Origin of the sequence: Ureibacillus sp. FSL K6-8385 (assembly GCF_038593155.1) — a bacterium.
Taxonomy (GTDB): Bacteria; Bacillota; Bacilli; order Bacillales_A; family Planococcaceae; genus Ureibacillus; species Ureibacillus terrenus.
Window position 1 is genome coordinate 2,784,454 of record NZ_CP151968.1, and the last position, 18,047, is coordinate 2,802,500.

At 40.1% G+C, this 18,047-nt stretch carries 14 protein-coding genes and 1 rRNA gene (1 of these 15 running past the window's edge); 8 read left to right on the forward strand and 7 right to left on the reverse strand.

Going from position 1 to position 18,047, the window contains the following annotated elements:
- Nucleotides 1-270: 270 nt before the first annotated feature.
- The 7 genes from rsmG to rpmH all read right to left on the reverse strand — a co-directional run bounded on the left by rsmG (nt 271) and on the right by rpmH (nt 6,900).
- The gene (rsmG, locus tag NST62_RS13890; protein WP_141602089.1) at nt 271-987 is read right to left on the reverse strand and encodes a 16S rRNA (guanine(527)-N(7))-methyltransferase RsmG; all 717 of its coding nucleotides are present in this window, start codon (nt 985-987) and stop codon (nt 271-273) included.
- An 82-nt stretch (nt 988-1,069) separates the two neighbouring features.
- Nucleotides 1,070-2,965, reverse strand: a complete 1,896-nt coding sequence (gene mnmG / locus NST62_RS13895) for a tRNA uridine-5-carboxymethylaminomethyl(34) synthesis enzyme MnmG (protein WP_328215866.1) — start codon at nt 2,963-2,965, stop codon at nt 1,070-1,072.
- A 35-nt stretch (nt 2,966-3,000) separates the two neighbouring features.
- Entirely contained in the window at nt 3,001-4,386 is a 1,386-nt protein-coding gene (gene mnmE / locus NST62_RS13900) for a tRNA uridine-5-carboxymethylaminomethyl(34) synthesis GTPase MnmE (RefSeq protein WP_141602091.1), read from the reverse strand.
- A gap of 311 nt (nt 4,387-4,697) precedes the next feature.
- Nucleotides 4,698-5,456: an RNA-binding cell elongation regulator Jag/EloR gene (gene jag / locus NST62_RS13905; RefSeq protein ID WP_342462987.1), complete on the reverse strand. Its 759-nt coding sequence runs from the start codon at nt 5,454-5,456 to the stop codon at nt 4,698-4,700.
- Nucleotides 5,453-6,229 carry a membrane protein insertase YidC gene (gene yidC / locus NST62_RS13910; RefSeq protein ID WP_141602093.1) on the reverse strand — a complete coding sequence of 259 codons (777 nt, stop codon included), beginning with the start codon at nt 6,227-6,229 and terminating at the stop codon, nt 5,453-5,455. The genes jag and yidC overlap by 4 nt, the downstream gene beginning before the upstream one ends.
- A gap of 111 nt (nt 6,230-6,340) precedes the next feature.
- The gene (gene rnpA / locus NST62_RS13915; RefSeq protein ID WP_141602094.1) at nt 6,341-6,700 is read right to left on the reverse strand and encodes a ribonuclease P protein component; all 360 of its coding nucleotides are present in this window, start codon (nt 6,698-6,700) and stop codon (nt 6,341-6,343) included.
- Between the two features lie 65 nt (nt 6,701-6,765).
- Complete coding sequence (gene rpmH, locus NST62_RS13920) at nt 6,766-6,900, reverse strand: 50S ribosomal protein L34 (RefSeq protein ID WP_141602095.1); 135 nt, start codon at nt 6,898-6,900, stop codon at nt 6,766-6,768.
- Nucleotides 6,901-7,417: 517 nt separating this feature from the next.
- Between rpmH and dnaA the strand changes: the two genes are divergently transcribed.
- From dnaA to NST62_RS13960, 8 genes are all read left to right on the forward strand, one after another.
- Nucleotides 7,418-8,761 (forward strand): chromosomal replication initiator protein DnaA, encoded by a 1,344-nt coding sequence (dnaA, locus tag NST62_RS13925; protein ID WP_141602096.1) that lies wholly within the window; start codon nt 7,418-7,420, stop codon nt 8,759-8,761.
- A gap of 175 nt (nt 8,762-8,936) precedes the next feature.
- On the forward strand, nt 8,937-10,079 hold the full coding sequence (dnaN, locus tag NST62_RS13930) for a DNA polymerase III subunit beta (RefSeq protein ID WP_141602097.1): 1,143 nt from the start codon (nt 8,937-8,939) through the stop codon (nt 10,077-10,079).
- A gap of 335 nt (nt 10,080-10,414) precedes the next feature.
- Nucleotides 10,415-10,645 (forward strand): S4 domain-containing protein YaaA, encoded by a 231-nt coding sequence (gene yaaA, locus NST62_RS13935; RefSeq protein ID WP_141602098.1) that lies wholly within the window; start codon nt 10,415-10,417, stop codon nt 10,643-10,645.
- A complete protein-coding gene (recF, locus tag NST62_RS13940; RefSeq protein WP_141602099.1) occupies nt 10,642-11,757 on the forward strand; it encodes a DNA replication/repair protein RecF in 1,116 nt (371 codons plus the stop codon). Before yaaA ends, recF begins: the two co-directional genes overlap by 4 nt.
- Before the next feature lie 74 nt (nt 11,758-11,831).
- Entirely contained in the window at nt 11,832-13,757 is a 1,926-nt protein-coding gene (gene gyrB, locus NST62_RS13945) for a DNA topoisomerase (ATP-hydrolyzing) subunit B (protein WP_141602109.1), read from the forward strand.
- A gap of 24 nt (nt 13,758-13,781) precedes the next feature.
- A complete protein-coding gene (gene gyrA, locus NST62_RS13950) occupies nt 13,782-16,259 on the forward strand; it encodes a DNA gyrase subunit A (RefSeq protein ID WP_141602100.1) in 2,478 nt (825 codons plus the stop codon).
- Between the two features lie 162 nt (nt 16,260-16,421).
- Nucleotides 16,422-17,513, forward strand: a complete 1,092-nt coding sequence (locus NST62_RS13955) for an HD-GYP domain-containing protein (protein WP_246045841.1) — start codon at nt 16,422-16,424, stop codon at nt 17,511-17,513.
- A gap of 292 nt (nt 17,514-17,805) precedes the next feature.
- A 16S ribosomal RNA gene (locus NST62_RS13960) occupies nt 17,806-18,047 on the forward strand; it runs 1,310 nt beyond the window's last position.

Genomic DNA, 18,047 nt, shown 5'->3' on the forward strand with positions numbered 1-18,047 from the left:
TATGAATTGTACAGAGTCTGATAGAAGTAAAATCTATGAAATAGTCTTGAACAGAAAATGATGCAAACTTTTCTGAATATATTTCTAAAATGTTTCACGTGAAACTTACGATGACAGGAGATTATTATTAATCTCTGAATCTTTTTATATCCATTAATTAACCATTAATCTTGCTTATTATTTTCTATTATACAAGAAAATGATGTATATTAGAAAAATCCTTTCTAATTGTAAGAATAAGGCGCTCAACAAAATTTGAGCGCATATGGATTATTTGATCGGCGATTTGTTTGGAATGCCTGGTTTTCTTGGATATTTTTTCGGGGTTTTTTTGATTTTTTCAAAAACAAAAATGGTCCGTTCACTATTTTCGATCGGCAGATGATAATCAAATTGTTCTTTTAAAGTCGTTCCAAGCACTTGGACGGCTTTTTTCGCTTCTTTGTATTCTTCATCCGCGGCAGCCGCTTTCAACGCAAGGAAATGCCCTCCCACTTTTACCAAAGGGATGCAAAGCTCTGCCAACACATTTAACCGCGCAACTGCCCTTGCCGTAACAACATCAAATTTTTCCCTATAATCCGGGTTTTGGCCGAAATCTTCGGCTCTTGCATGAACAAATTGGCAATTTGTCAAATTTAATTGTTCGCTCAAATGATTTAAAAACGTAATGCGCTTCTTTAAGGAGTCAACAATTGTCACATGTAAATGAGGAAAACAAATTTTCAAAGGGATGCTCGGGAAACCGGCGCCCGCCCCGACATCGCAAAGGGTTTGAACTTTCGTAAAATCAAAGAAAAAGGATGCACTGACGGAATCAAAAAAATGTTTGAGATATACTCCTTCCAGATCCGTAATAGCCGTTAAATTCATTTTTTCGTTCCATTCAACAAGCAATTCGAAATATTTCCGGAATTGTTCAATCTGCGTTTCATTCAGCGCAATTCCATTGTCTTTCAGGCTCTGGATAAAAAGTTGTTCGTTCATTTTTCGCTCCTCTTCACTATATATTTTTGAAAGAATATAACAAATAAGCGTTCGAGAACAATTTGCTCGAACGCTTATTTTATTATGAATTGCCGCTTACGCGGGCGATTTTCCCTTGTTCGATATATACTAGCAAAATGGATATATCCGCAGGGTTCACACCGGAGATGCGGGAAGCCTGGGCAATCGTCAATGGACGCACTTCTTTCAATTTTTCACGGGCTTCTGAGGCAAGGTTAGGCACTTGATCATAATCGATATCTTCAGGAATTTTTTTGCTTTCCAATTTATGAAGGCGATCTACTTGCTGCAATGCTTTTTGGATGTAGCCTTCATATTTGATTTGAATTTCGACTTGCTCTTTTACTTCTTCGCTTAACTCCTCATCCGGCGGGGTTAAAGAAGCTACCAAATCATAATTCATTTCCGGGCGTCTCAACAAGTCAGCCGCGCGAATACCGTCCTTAAGTTCCGAACCTCCTACGGAACGGATGACTTCCTGCGTTTTTTCGCTTGGTTTAATAATCACTTCCCGAAGACGCGCCATCTCATTTTCTATTTGCTGTTTCTTTTTCAAGAATCTTTGATAACGTTCTTCTGATATTAAACCAACCTTATAGCCGATTTCTGTTAATCGCAAGTCCGCATTATCATGACGGAGAAGAAGCCGGTATTCCGCACGTGATGTCAGCAGACGATACGGCTCATTTGTTCCTTTCGTCACCAAATCATCAATTAACACGCCGATGTATGCTTCTGAACGTTTTAAAATAACCGGTTCTTTGCCTAACACTTTTGCTGCCGCATTTATCCCTGCCATGATACCTTGCCCTGCGGCCTCTTCGTAACCGCTCGTTCCGTTGATTTGGCCGGCTGTGAAAAGATTTTTGATCCGTTTCGTTTCAAGGGTTGGCCATAATTGGGTCGGAACAATCGCATCATACTCAATCGCATAACCTGGACGCATCATTTGGGCATTTTCCAATCCAGGAATGGAGGCAATCATTTTCAGCTGAATATCTTCCGGCATGCTTGTTGAAAGTCCTTGCACATATACTTCATCCGTTTCCCGCCCTTCCGGTTCAATAAAAATTTGATGGCGGGGTTTGTCATTAAACCGGACAACTTTCGTTTCAATGGACGGACAATATCTTGGGCCCGGTCCAGTAATAAGACCCGTGAACATCGGTGCTTTATCTAAATTGCTGTTGATAATTTCATGGGTTTCCGGTGTCGTATATGTCAACCAGCAAGGTATCTGATCCATAATATATTCTGTCGTTTCAAAACTGAAAGCCCTCGGAACGTCATCCCCCGGCTGAATCTCCATTTTGCTATAATCCACCGTTCTTCCATTCAGACGGGGAGGTGTTCCAGTTTTAAAACGTACTATATCAAAGCCCAACTCCTTTAATTGATCGGCCAGTTTGATGGATGGCTGCATGTTGTTCGGCCCGCTTGAGTATTTGATATCACCGATAATGATTTCTCCGCGCAAATACGTGCCGGTAGTCAATATAACGGCTTTTCCCCGGAAAACGCCTCCGGTTCTCGTAATAACCCCCTTAACTTCCCCATCTTCAATAATCAGCTCTTCCACCATTGCTTGCTGGATATGGAGGTTTTCTAGTTGTTCCAATACTCTTTTCATTTCCCTCTGATACAGGACTTTATCCGCCTGAGCCCGCAATGCCCGGACGGCAGGACCTTTCCCCGTGTTCAGCATACGCATTTGAACATGGGTTTTATCAATTACTTTTGCCATTAATCCTCCAAGAGCATCGATTTCGCGAACAACAATTCCCTTTGCGGGTCCGCCAATCGATGGATTACATGGCATAAACGCTATATTTTCCAAACTGATTGTCAGCATGAGGGTTTTTGCACCCAGTTTAGCAGCGGCATGTGCCGCTTCCACACCAGCATGACCAGCCCCGACAACAATGACATCATACATTCCTGCTTCATAAGTTGTCATGCCGAAAAACTCTTCCCTTCCATAGTAAGTTTTGTTTATTTTCCCAAACAGAATTGCGAGAACAGCTGATCGATCAGGCTTTCATGCACTGTGTCGCCAATGATTTCCCCAAGCAGCTCCCACGTTCTTGTTACATCGATTTGAATAATATCCACAGGCACGCCCGCTTTCGCCGATTCAATCGCATCTTCTATCGCTTTCAATGCCTGTTCCAATATGGAAATATGCCGCGCATTGGAAACATACGTCAAATCGTCCGATTCGATCTGTCCTTCAAAGAACAATTCCGCAATCGCTTCTTCCAGCTCATCCACCCCTTCTTCTTTTAATAAAGAAGTGGCGACAATCCGTCTTCCATTTGCAAGTTCTTTTACTTTTTCCAAATCAATTTTTTGCGGCAAATCCATTTTATTGATCACGACAATAAAATTCATATCTTTTATTGTCTCGAAGAGATTTTCATCTTCTTTTGTCAACGGTTCTGACCCGTTCAGCACAAGCAAAATCAAATCCGCTTCTTTTAATACTTGGCGGGATCTTTCTACCCCGATCCGTTCGACGATATCTTCCGTTTCCCGGATTCCGGCAGTATCCACCAGGCGCAAAGGGACGCCGCGGATGTTGACATACTCTTCTATAATATCACGGGTTGTCCCTGCAATATCTGTTACAATCGCTTTATTTTCATGTACGAGCGTATTTAACAACGATGATTTTCCTACATTCGGTCTACCCAAAATCACCGTTGAAAGCCCTTCGCGCAAAATCTTTCCTTGGCTGGAAGTCCGGAGCAATTTTTTTATTTCATCACGAACCCATGTACATTTTTCAAGCAGCATCGGAACTGTCATTTCTTCGACGTCATCATATTCGGGATAATCAATATTTACTTCCACGTGTGCCAATGTTTCGATTAATGCCTGGCGCAGCTCTTTGATTAGCCGCGACAATTTCCCGTCCATTTGGCTGAGGGCTATATTCATCGCGCGGTCTGTTTTCGCACGTATTAAATCCATTACCGCTTCAGCCTGGGACAAATCAATTCTGCCATTTAAGAAGGCGCGTTTTGTAAATTCACCTGGTTCAGCCAATCTCGCACCATTTTTTAATACAAGATTCAGCACCCGATTGACCGAAACAATCCCTCCGTGACAGTTGATTTCCACTACATCTTCACGGGTAAACGTTTTTGGTGCTTTCATGACCGAAACCATTACTTCTTCCACTATTTTTCCTGTTTCCGGATCGATTAAATGTCCGTAATGAATTGTATGGGATGGCTGGTCTTTTAATTTTTTATTGGCAGGGGATTTAAATATTTTATCCGCTATCGGAACCGCTTCGTCACCGCTTAAACGAACGATGGCAATGGCTCCCTCTCCCATCGGCGTGGAGATGGCGGCGATTGTATCAGTTTCCATTGTATTCACTCCCTTATATTATCCACATGTGGATAACTCGCCGAACTTTCTCACTAACAAAATAGCTTAACACAAATTACTTTAAATCGAAAGTATAGTATCTTTTCCACATGTGGATATTGATCATTTCCCAGGTTTTAGACGTTTAAAAATCAAAAAGAATAATCCCCAAAATGAAAGAATGGGGATTGGGAAATAAAGATGAAGATGGAAAAGGTTTTCGAAGGCCAAATCAGCCGCAATCATCCATTCAAGGGCAAAAAAATATCATCCAAATCTTCATCTGGATGATATTTTCCCTATATTTTTTCCTATTTTACCGGTTCAATAATTAAATGGCGGTTCGGCTCTTCACCTTCCGAATATGTTTCAACATCCAATCGATTTGCCAAAGCGTTGTGAATGATTTTTCTTTCGTAAGAAGGCATCGGTTCCAATGCCACTTTCTTTCCCGTCCGGATTGCTTTATCGGCCATTTTCTGCGCCAATTTTTCCAACGCTTCTTGGCGGCGCTCGCGATAATTTTCAACGTCCAGTCTCACCGTTACATACGATTTTATGTTTTTGCTTACAACCAATTGGGTTAGTTGCTGCAGTGCGTTCAAATTGCTGCCGTGTTTTCCGATCAGAAGTGCCGCTCTTTCGCTCTCCAATTTAAAATGAATGGTTTTTCCTTCTTTTTCCGCTTCCACTTTCAAATCATGAATTCCCATAGCGTTTGCAACATCTTTCAAATATTGCTCAGCAATTAGGACTGGATCGGACTCTCCTTCAACATCTTCACTCAATGTTTTTTCTTCTGCATCCTCATTTACTGCTTCATCTTTTACAGGTATTTCATCGGATTTTTCTTCTATTACGGAAGGTTCTCCCGATGTTTCAATTTCATCCACCTGTTGTTCAATGACAGTAACCCGGACTTCCGCTGGACGGGCACCGAACCCCAAAAAACCTTTTCTCGCTTCTTGCAACACTTCGATTTCCACTTGATCTTGTGTTACACCAAGCTTTTGTAACGCTAAAGCAATCGCTTCTTCCTTCGTCGCGCCAGTTTGTGTAATTTGTTTCACTTTTTCGATCCTCCAGTTGTCGCAGGTTTTTCATTATCTTTCTTTTCCCAAGGTTTCTTATAAATAAATATGTTTTGAATAACTGAAATAATGTTTCCGACCACCCAATATAAAGATAATGCCGCCGGTAATACCATCCCGAATCCAATAACCATGAGAGGCATAAAATACAGCATGATTTTCATTTGAGGGTTGTCCACTGCCGGGCCGGTCATTAATACAATATATTGGATCAAACCAGCTGCAATCGCAAGGATGATACTTGGTTCAGCCAGCGGGAAAATCAGGAATGTCCCAAGATCAAACTCAGGCGTCGCATTCATCCGGCTAATGGCATGGTACAACCCGATAATGATCGGCATTTGAATCAAAGCGGGCAAACATCCCATCATTGGATTTACGCCGCTGGATTGCATCAATTCCATTAATTCTTTTTGATACTTTTGCTGGGTTACAGCATCTTTTGAACTATATTTCTCTTGTAGCTCTTTTAATTTCGGCTGGAGTTCCTGCATTTTTTTCGAGCTTTGGACCTGTTTTATAGTCAATGGCAGTATAGCCAATCGGATGATGATGGTCACTGCAATAATCCCTAGCCCATATGACCCGAACAAATTAGAGAAATATTCAATGATTGAAACGATTGGCCAAACAATGAATTGATTCCAAAAACCCTCACTGTCGGCTGAAATCGGCTGGTTGTATTCCCTGCAGCCGCTGAGCAAAATGGCGGCGAACGCCAAAGTCAATATGATCCGCGAATTTTTTTTCAATTCTGTTCCTCCTACAGCTTACAGAACTTTCTATTTTATTTTTATGCTATTTTACCATGTTTTTAACTGGCAGCTCTACTACTAGTTTTTTTCCTTCCCTATATGCATTTTTTATTCTTTACTTACTTTTTTCTTATTTAATACTTTTGCGATTTTCAATACATGTTCCAAACTTTTTTTCGTTTCATGATAATTTAAATTGGCCGCCGGTAATCTGGCGATGATAACATAGTCCATGTCTTGCCTGAGATCGTCTTTCAATTCCAAAAACGATTGGCGAATATAGCGTTTCACTTTGTTGCGGGTCACGGCTTTTCCGATTTTTTTTCCTACTGAAAGCCCGATCCGGAACTCCTTTTGCCCCTCTCTCGGCAAACAATATACGACAAACTGCCGGTTGGCGAACGATTTCCCTTCCTTAAATACTTTCTGAAACTCTTTATTTTCTTTAATCCTTTGGCGCTTTTTCACTCAATCACCTGCTTCCGCTTGGTTGGCAAATTATGAAAAAAAAGACCACTGAAAATTCAGTGGACTTATGCAGATAATACTTTTCTTCCTTTACGACGGCGCGCAGCTAATACTTTTCGACCATTTTTTGTGCTCATGCGTTTACGGAAACCGTGCACTCTTTTGCGCTTAAGTTTTGACGGTTGATAAGTACGTTTCATCTATATTCACACCTCCAAAGTGATTGTTCAGTTTCAATTTTACATATAGACTCGACTATTATATAAAAATCCCATTCATATTGTCAAATGACTATTAAAGAAAATCAAGCGACAAAGTTCCTAAATTATTTTCTAAATTTTTAAACAACTTATCCACAAATCTCCTGTAGATAATCACAAATATTGTGGATAAATTTTTTCGGCATTTTTTTATCCACAATGGTTATTGACAACTTTTTCACAAAATCATACATTGTGGATAAATTTTCAAGGATGATGATGAATATTGTGGATAAGTTTATCAACCTATTGAAACGATGATATTTTTTTGATAGTATTATTGTGCTTTACTCTGTGGAAAAGTTTTTTGGGAAATATTTTATCCCCAGCTGTTGATAACTTGTGGATAAAATAAACCACAACCTATGGAAAAAGTTATCCACAGGTTGTGATTTTGTGTTTTAATAATATTGATGAAGACGTTTTGATTAAAAAAATAAGTAAAGGGGTCACAAGCTTGGAACATTTAGATGAATTATGGAACAAAGTCCTGGCCCGAGTAGAACAACAAATTTCGAAACCAAGCTTTGAGACGTGGTTAAAATCAACAAAATTGCTCTCTTACAACGGGAAAAAAGTGACAATCGCCGCACCCACTTCGTTCGCCCGTGAATGGCTTGAAACCCACTATGTTCCTTTAATAGCGAGAATCTTGTCTGAAATTACCGGAAAAGATCTACTCATTCAATTTGTTGTTCAAAAGGATCAGGACAATGATGATTTTGACATTCCGGCGCCAGTCATTCAAACGAAGTCAAATGATTCCGCGGAAAGTTCACACAGCATGCTCAATCCAAAGTACACCTTTGATACGTTTGTTATCGGTTCGGGCAACCGGTTTGCCCATGCAGCTTCACTTGCGGTCGCTGAAGCACCGGCAAAAGCCTATAACCCGTTATTTATTTACGGTGGTGTAGGTTTGGGGAAAACTCATTTAATGCACGCTATCGGACACTATGTGCTTGAACACAATCCGAATGCAAAAGTGGTTTACTTGTCTTCCGAAAAATTTACGAACGAGTTCATCAACTCTATCCGTGATAACAAGGCCGAAGATTTCCGGAATAAATATCGCAATGTGGATGTTTTATTAATTGATGATATTCAATTCCTGGCAGGAAAAGAATCGACTCAGGAAGAATTTTTCCACACTTTTAATGCCTTGCACACTGAATCAAAACAAATTGTCATTTCAAGCGACCGTCCTCCGAAAGAAATACCGACTTTGGAAGACCGGCTGCGATCCAGATTTGAATGGGGATTGATTACAGACATTACACCGCCGGATTTGGAAACGAGAATTGCGATTTTGCGCAAAAAGGCCAAAGCGGACGGACTCGATATTCCGAACGAAGTGATGCACTACATAGCGAATCAAATCGACACAAATATCCGGGAATTGGAAGGAGCATTGATTCGCGTTGTCGCTTATTCATCTCTTGTCAACAAAGACATTACAATTGATTTGGCAAAAGAAGCATTAAAAGATATCATGCCGAACACCAAACCGAAAACGATCACAATCCAGGAAATTCAAAAAGTAGTCGGCGAACACTTCAATATACGATTGGAAGACTTCACTTCGAAAAAGCGAACAAAATCCATTGCGTTCCCGCGCCAAATCGCAATGTATTTATCCAGGGAATTAACGGATTTTTCTTTGCCGAAAATCGGGGAAGAATTTGGCGGAAGGGACCATACAACGGTCATCCATGCCCATGAGAAGATTGAAAAAATGTTAAAAGAGGATCAACATCTGCAGGAAGAAATAAAAAAAATCCGCAACATGCTTGGAAAATAGCTTTGTGGATAACTTTCTTTTTTCTTTGCGGCGTTATGCACAATATATTCACATGTGGATATCTTGCTGTATAAAGAAAAAAATATACTTATCCACAAATCCACATCACCTATTACTATTATTTTTACTTAATTATTAAAAGAATAATAATTTAATATATAAGCGAGGTATGACGATGAAATTTGAAATCATGCGAGACCGGCTGTTGGATGGACTGAATGATGTAACCAAAGCCATCAGCTCCAAGACGACGATACCAATTTTGACCGGGATTAAAATCGATGTTACGGATAATGGAGTGCTTTTGACGGGATCCGATGCGGACATTACCATTCAAACTTTTATCCCGGCTGAAGAAAACGGAGATCAGATTATCAATATCATCGAAACGGGATCCATTGTTCTTCAGGCCAGAATGTTCAACGAAATCGTAAGAAAACTGCCTACAAATGATGTAGAAATTGAAGTGGAAAATGAGTTCCAAACTCACATTCGGTCTGGTAAAACAGAATTCCATCTAATCGGTTCAGATGCATCGGAATATCCGTTATTGCCCAAAATTGACGACGAAAACAAATTTGAAATACCTGCCGATTTGCTAAAAGCGGTTATCCGCGAAACAGTATTTGCTGTTGCAACAAGCGAGAGCAGGCCTGTCCTTACAGGGGTAAACTGGATCATTGAAAACGATGAATTGATTTGTGTTGCAACAGATAGCCACCGATTGGCAAGAAGAAAAGTGAAACTGGAAAATTTGCCAACTGATGTTGATTCAATCGTCATCCCTGGAAAAAGCTTGAATGAATTGAACAAAATTTTGGATGAAACAAGCAATCCTGTTCAAATCATCATGTCAAATCAACAAATCTTGTTCAAAACAGATCATGTTTTATTCTTCTCCCGTCTGCTTGAGGGAAATTATCCGGATACTTCCAGATTAATTCCGACCGAATTCAAAACAAACATTACTTTGGATGGCAAAACATTATTACAGGCGATTGACCGGGCGTCCCTTGTTGCCAGAGAAGACCGGAACAATGTGGTGCGTTTCGAAACATTGGAGGACAATGCCGTAAAAATTTCATCCAACTCACCTGAAATCGGGAAAGTGGAGGAACAAATTCCGGTTCATTCCATTGACGGCGACGAACTTGTCATTTCATTCAGTGCAAAATATATGATGGAAGCATTAAAAGCCATTGACGGACAAGGGCAGGAAGTGATTGTCCAATTTACCGGTGCAATGCGGCCGTTCATTTTGAGACAAGTGAATGACGATTCCATTCTTCAGCTGATTTTACCGGTAAGAACATACTAAAGAATTGCAAAGTGTAGATAAAGCCGAGTGGGGCTTGTCTACACTTTTTATTTTTAAAAACAAGAATTCTTGTTAATCTCTATTAAATTTAAAGTTTTTGGTGGATCAAGATTTACCAAATTATATGTAAGGGGGATTCATTTATTCCAGGTTGGATGAAAAAATTTTTGAATATTCGGTTTTTCAAAACAGAAGACGTTGGAGAGTGTTTATAATGTTTGAATTATAAGCTTTTCGTCAAAAATTAGGTTAGGTGTTCGCGGCTTTTCTGGCGAATTATCGAAAATTAAGGTAAGATTAAATGATAGATGTTCGTTTACGGAGGCTGAAGATGTTTGAATGAATTTGTGATTGATACGGAATTTATCACCCTTGGACAACTATTGAAAGTTACTGATGCAATCAGTACTGGTGGTATGGCAAAATGGTTTTTGGAAGAAAACAACGTATATGTGAATGGCGAAATTGAAAGGCGCCGTGGCCGGAAATTAAGAAATGGAGATATTGTCAATATTCCGGGTTGCGGAAGATATGTAATTGTAAGTAAGAACGGAGAAAATGGATGATTATTGAACGCTTACAACTGATCAATTATCGCAATTACGAATCTCTTGATTTGGAGTTTTCCCCCAACATAAATGTTCTGATTGGAGAAAATGCACAAGGAAAAACAAATATTTTAGAGTCTATTTATGTCTTGGCGATGGCCAAATCCCATCGGACCAGCAATGATAAAGAATTAATACGTTGGGGAGAAGACTATGGTAAAATAAAAGGAGAGATTAGAAACCGGCACGGCCGCTTTCCTTTAGAGCTTTTGATTACTAAAAAAGGAAAAAAGGGTAAGGTTAACCATATTGAGCAATCGAAACTAAGTAATTATATAGGTCAAATCAATGTTGTTATGTTTGCGCCGGAGGACTTGAATATTGTAAAAGGCAGTCCGCAAGTGCGCAGACGTTTTATTGATATGGAAATCGGGCAAATTTCCCCAATATATTTGCATGAACTGCTCAATTTTCAAAAACTTTTAAAGCAGAGAAACCAGTTGTTGAAAAGCTATCAAGAGAAACAAAAAGTCGATGAAGTATTGTTCGATATTTACACTGAACAATATATTCAATCGGCAATACAAATTATTCGTAAGCGATTTGAATTCGTTGATCTTTTGCAAGAATGGGCGGAAAAGATCCACTCCGGCATATCCCAGGGAATGGAAAATTTGAAGATCAAATATTTTACTACTAAAGGAATTGAAAAAAATTGGACCAACAGTGAAATGACTACATACTTAGCGGAAAAATTCGCTCAAGTGAAAGAAAAAGAAATGGAAAGGGGTCTGACGCTGATCGGACCTCATCGTGATGATTTGCAATTTCTAGTGAACGATTATGATGTTCAAACATACGGTTCACAAGGCCAACAAAGAACGACTGCTCTATCATTGAAGTTGGCGGAAATTGAATTGATCAAACAAGAGACGGGAGAGTCTCCCATTTTACTATTGGATGATGTATTGTCTGAACTGGATGATTTCCGTCAATCACATCTATTGAATACGATTCAAGAAGAAGTGCAAACACTTGTAACAACCACAAGTGTTGACGGAATTCACCATGAGACACTACAACATGCAAAAATGTTTCACGTGAAACAAGGAAAAGTGGAGACCAAATAGTCCAGATTTAATTTTTTGTCATTTAGGCAATTTCAAATAACGCATACTAGGGTATGAAAGAGTAGGTGAACGTGGTGGCTTTAGAAGAAAGCAAAGTTCAGGGAAACTATGACGCTGAACAAATACAAGTGTTGGAAGGACTAGAGGCTGTCCGCAAACGTCCGGGAATGTATATCGGATCAACCAATTCCAAAGGACTGCACCATTTGGTTTGGGAAATCGTCGACAATAGTATAGACGAAGCATTAGCAGGCTATTGCAATACAATCCATGTAACAATAGAAAAAGGCAATTGGATTCGTGTAGAAGATAATGGTCGCGGTATACCTGTAAGCATTCATGAAAAGATGGGAATTCCTGCCGTGGAAGTCATTATGACCGTACTTCATGCAGGAGGTAAATTCGGAAGCGGCGGATATAAAGTTTCAGGGGGGTTGCACGGTGTAGGAGCTTCCGTTGTAAATGCGCTGTCCGAAGAAACAGAAGTCTATGTAAAACGCGACGGACACATTCATTATATTAAGTTTGCCAGGGGAAAGACGGTAGAACCGTTAAAAATTATCGGCGACACTGACGAAACCGGAACAACTACCCGCTTTAAAGCGGATCCTGAAATATTCAGGGAGACAACTGAATACGATTATGAAACATTGGCATCTCGCCTGCGGGAATTGGCATATTTAAACCGCGGCATTACGATCACTTTAACGGATGAGCGCGGGGAAGAGCCCCGTTCGGAAATATTCCATTACGAAGGCGGAATAAGGGAATATGTGGAACACTTAAATGAGTCGAAGGAGCCGATTCACGATCCGATTGAAATTTTGGGAGAAAAGGACGGAATCTCCGTTGAAATTGCCATGCAATATAATTCCGGATATTCCACAGATATCTTCTCCTTTGCAAATAACATCCATACGTACGAAGGCGGTACCCATGAGTCCGGATTCAAAACAGCCCTGACCCGTGTCATTAATGAATATGCGCGGAAAAACGGCATGTTAAAAGACAATGATGCGAACTTGACCGGTGAAGATGTCCGGGAAGGGTTGACAACCGTCATTTCCATCAAACATCCGAATCCTCAATTTGAAGGGCAAACAAAAACAAAATTGGGGAACTCGGAAGTAAGTACAATTACAAATCAAATTTTTGCCGAAAACTTTGAACGTTATTTATTAGAAAATCCATCGGTTGCCAGAAAAATTGTTGAAAAAGGGATCATGGCCGCACGGGCACGGATTGCCGCGAAAAAGGCCCGTGAATTTACGAGAAGAAAATCGGCATTGGAAATTTCGAATTTACCGGGAAAACTTGCAGACTGTACTTCAACGAATCCTGCTGAATCGGAAATCTTCATCGTCGAAGGGGATTCTGCGGGAGGAACTGCAAAATCGGGACGGGACCGTTATTTCCAAGCCATCTTGCCTTTGCGCGGGAAAATTTTGAATGTGGAAAAGGCAAATTTAAACCGCATTTTATCCAATTCGGAGATCCGTGCCATGATTACGGCTTTTGGCACGGGAATCGGGGAAGAATTCGACTTGGAAAAAGCCCGTTATCATAAAATCATCATCATGACAGACGCAGACGTCGACGGAGCGCATATCCGTATTCTGTTGCTGACATTTTTCTTCCGCTTCATGCGTCCCCTCATTGAAGCCGGATATGTATATGCAGCCCAGCCGCCCCTATATCAGGTGAAACAAGGGAAACATGTGGAGTATTGTTATTCCGATAAAGAACTCCAAGAGACCTTAAAAAGACTTCCCGATAATCCAAAACCTACCATCCAACGGTACAAAGGTTTAGGGGAAATGAATGCTGAACAGTTATGGGAAACAACGATGGATCCGAAAAGACGTACATTGCTTCAGATCCAATTGGACGATGCCATTAAAGCGGATCAAATCTTTAGACAATTAATGGGCGATGAGGTTGAACCTCGCAGACAATTTATCGAAGAAAATGCAGTAAATGTAGAAAACTTGGATGTTTAATAAGTGGGAAAGGAGGTTTCCGCTTTGCCTGAAAATTTACATTCAGAAATCAAGCAAGTGAAAATCAGTGAAGAAGTGCAAAAATCCTTTTTGGATTATGCGATGAGCGTAATCGTTTCCAGGGCATTGCCCGATGTAAGAGACGGATTAAAACCTGTTCAGCGCCGCATTTTATATGGCATGTATGAATTGGGGAACCATTCGGACAAACCGTATAAAAAATGTGCCCGTATTGTTGGTGATGTAATGGGGAAATACCATCCCCACGGCGACTCCTCCATTTATGATGCGTTGGTGCGGATGGCGCAGGATTTCAGCTACCGCTACGTATTGGTGGATGGCCACGGAAACTTCGGTTCCATTGATGGCGACGGGGCTGCTGCCAATCGTTATACGGAAGCCCGCATGTCCAAAATTTCGATGGAAATGCTTAGGGATATCAATAAAGATACAATCGATTATGATCCAAACTACGATGGGACAGAAAAAGAGCCAAAAGTGCTGCCATCCCGTTTTCCGAATTTGCTTGTCAACGGTGCATCCGGAATTGCTGTCGGCATGGCCACAAACATACCGCCTCATCAATTGGGCGAAACCATTGATGCAATCATTGCCGTAGCCGAAAATCCGGAAATTACGACAGAAGAATTGATGGAAATCATCCCAGGCCCTGATTTTCCAACAGGTGGAATTATTCTAGGCCGGAGCGGAATACGCAGAGCATATGAAACAGGGCGCGGAACAATCGTCGTCCGTGCGAAAGTGGAAATCGAAGTCAGCCCGATAGGAAAAGAAACCATTATTGTTACGGAAATACCATATCAAGTAAACAAAGCGAAGTTAATCGAAAAAATAGCCGAATTAGTCCGTGATAAAAAAATAGAAGGCATTTCCAACCTGCGGGATGAATCCGACCGCCGGGGAATGCGGATCGTGATTGAAATCAGAAAAGACGCCAACGCCAATGTCGTGTTAAATAATCTATACAAACATACGGCCATGCAGATGAATTTCAGTGTCAACATGCTTGCTTTAGTGGATGGCCAGCCGAAAGTATTAAGTTTAAAAGAAGTTCTTTATCATTATTTGGAACATCAAAAAGTGGTCATTACCCGTCGTACACAATTTGAATTAAGAAAAGCGGAAGAGCGGGCCCATATTTTGGAAGGATTGCGCATTGCACTTAACCATATTGATGAAATCATCAATATCATCCGATCTTCGCGTTCAGGTGAAGACGCAAAACCGATTTTGATGGAACGCTTTAACTTGACAGATAAACAAGCGCAAGCCATTTTGGATATGCGACTTGTCCGTTTGAGCGGTCTTGAAAGAGAAAAAATTGAAAATGAATATCAGGACTTGCAAAAATTAATTGGCGAATTAAAAGCAATCTTGGCAGATGAAGCGAAAATCATCGACATCATTAAAAAAGAATTATTGGAAATTAAAGAGAAATTCAACGATGAACGCCGTACGGAAATCGCCCCAGGCGGTCCGGAAATGATTGAAGACGAAGATTTGATTCCAAAAGAAGATTCTGTTGTAACGTTAACCCATAGAGGCTACATCAAACGATTGCCGGCAAGCACATACCGCAGCCAAAGAAGGGGCGGCCGCGGTGTTCAGGGAATGAATACCAATGAAGATGATTTCGTTGAACATCTGTTATATACATCCACTCATGATGTTATTTTATTCTTCACTTCAAAAGGAAAAGTTTATAAAGCGAAAGGATATGAAATTCCAGAATATGGACGGATGGCAAAAGGATTGCCGATTGTCAACCTGTTAAATTTGGAAAAAGAAGAAAAAGTAACGGCAATGATTGGCGTAAAAGAATATGATGAAAATGCATTCTTCGTATTTACGACAAAAATGGGGATTACAAAGCGCACCTCTTTATCCCAATTCGCAAATATCCGCAACAACGGATTGATTGCGATTCATTTACACGAAGATGATGAATTAATTTCCGTCCGATTAACAGACGGATCAAAACATGTTGTAATTGGCACAAGAAACGGCATGTTAATCCGCTTTGAAGAAACAGATATCCGTGAAATGGGCCGTACAGCAGCAGGTGTACGCGGCATTAAATTGCGGGAAGGCGACTGGGTAGTCGGCATGGAAATCGTTGAACCCGGACAAGATATTTTAGTCGTAACGGAAAAAGGGTATGGAAAACGTACGCCTGAATCCGAATATCGTCTGCAAAACCGTGGTGGGATTGGTATTAAAACGATTCAGATTACAGAGAAAAACGGTCCAATGTGTGCAGTAAAAACTGTAGACGGTACAGAAGATATCATGTTGATTACAAACAATGGCATTCTGATCCGCATGGATGTCAATGATATATCTTGCATCGGAAGAAATACACAAGGGGTCCGTTTAATCCGTTTGGCTGAAGACGAATATGTGTCTACGGTTGCAAGAGTAAAAAAAGAAGAGAATTCCGAAGAAACTGAAACGGCAGAAACAGAAGAAAATCATAAATAAAAAGAAAAACAGAAATAATCTACTTTCCAAACAGGAACATTGCTTTCATGTAATGTTCCTGTTTTTTACCTTTTTATGAAAAAAGTACTAAAAAAATCCGTGGTTTATAGTATAATTTACACGGGGATCTTTGATGGATTCATACAAAAAGGGGTTTTTAGTGTGAGATTTACGATGGTAAAAGTAAATAACATAGAACTAGGTGCAGTGATAGCAAAAGATATTTACGCTAATACCAGCTATCCGATTATTAAAAAAAACACACCTATTTCCTATGAACATTTACATATTTTAAAAGCGTTTAATATAAAAGAAGTACCAGTTTTGGATGAAAGTATAAGACAATCCGTTCCATACAAAACAATAGATTTAAATGAACATGATATTTTCCAAGAAAATAAAATGAATCAATTTGGAAGAAAGTATCTGGAATCGTTTGAACAATTTAAAAAAGAATTCAATAGCTGGGAAGCCGGTTCCAAAATTGATATAAGAAAATTAAGGGAAATGGTCATTCCGCTTATGGAAAAAGTATTGGAAAACCGCTTTTATATTTTTGATTTGTTAAAATACTCCAGACCAGATGATTATATTTACCATCATTGTATTGCTACAGGATTAATCGCGGCTGCCATTTCGAACAAGCTGGGGGTTGATTGGGGATATTCAATCCAAATGGGAATTGCAGGAACTTTGGCGGATTGCGGAATGTCTAAAATAATAAAAAGTATACGAAATAAGAAGGATCTTCTGACGGATGCGGAATTGCAGGAAATTCGAAAACATCCCATTTACAGCTATAGCATGATTAAAGATTTACCTGCATTAAAGCCGGAAATGAAAATCGCCATCTTTCAGCATCACGAACGTTTGGACGGCAGCGGCTATCCTTCGGGCGCCAAGATGGGGAATGTATTGAAATTATCCCAAATTATTGCTGTCGCTGATACTTTCCACGCCATGGCCAGCGACCGTTTTTACCGCCCAAAAAAAACCCCGTTTGAAGTGATTGAAACGATTAAAGAAACTGAATTCGGTAAACTTGATGTCCAAGTTGTGAATGCAATGATCGATTTGCTAACCGATTTGCCAATTGGAACAAAGGTAGAATTAACGAATTTAGAAAAAGCGGAAGTTTTATATATTAATCGATTTTGCCCAACCCGTCCAATTGTCCGATTATTGAAAAATAGGGAAATCGTTGATTTATCTAAACAAAAATCTTTAACGATTTCTGATATAGTGACGGATTAAGCAAAATTTTGAAGTGAATTTTAAGCTTGATTTTTTCTTAACCCTATATTAGAATGTTCCAATGCTGACACTACTTTATTATATAAATAAAATTTTCTATCTGCATTAAAATATTTTAATATTTTTATTGACATCATTATAGTAATATGTTAGTATTAATGAGTCGCTACGATAAGATTAATAATGAACCTTGAAAACTGAACACCAAAGCGTTGATGCCAGAAACAATTCTGGTTTGCCGGCCCCGTCGGCGAACCGGATTCGGACAAACAATTTGAGCGAAATCAAATTCTTTTTGGAGAGTTTGATCCTGGCTCAGGACGAACGCTGGCGGCGTGCCTAATACATGCAAGTCGAGCGGACCTCATAGGAAGCTTGCTTTTTATGAGGTTAGCGGCGGACGGGTGAGTAACACGTGGGTAACCTGCCCTATAGACCGGGATAACTCGCGGAAACGCGTGCTAATACCGGATAACACAGCGGAGCGCATGCTCCGGTGTTGAAAGGTGGTTCTGCTACCGCTATAGGATGGGC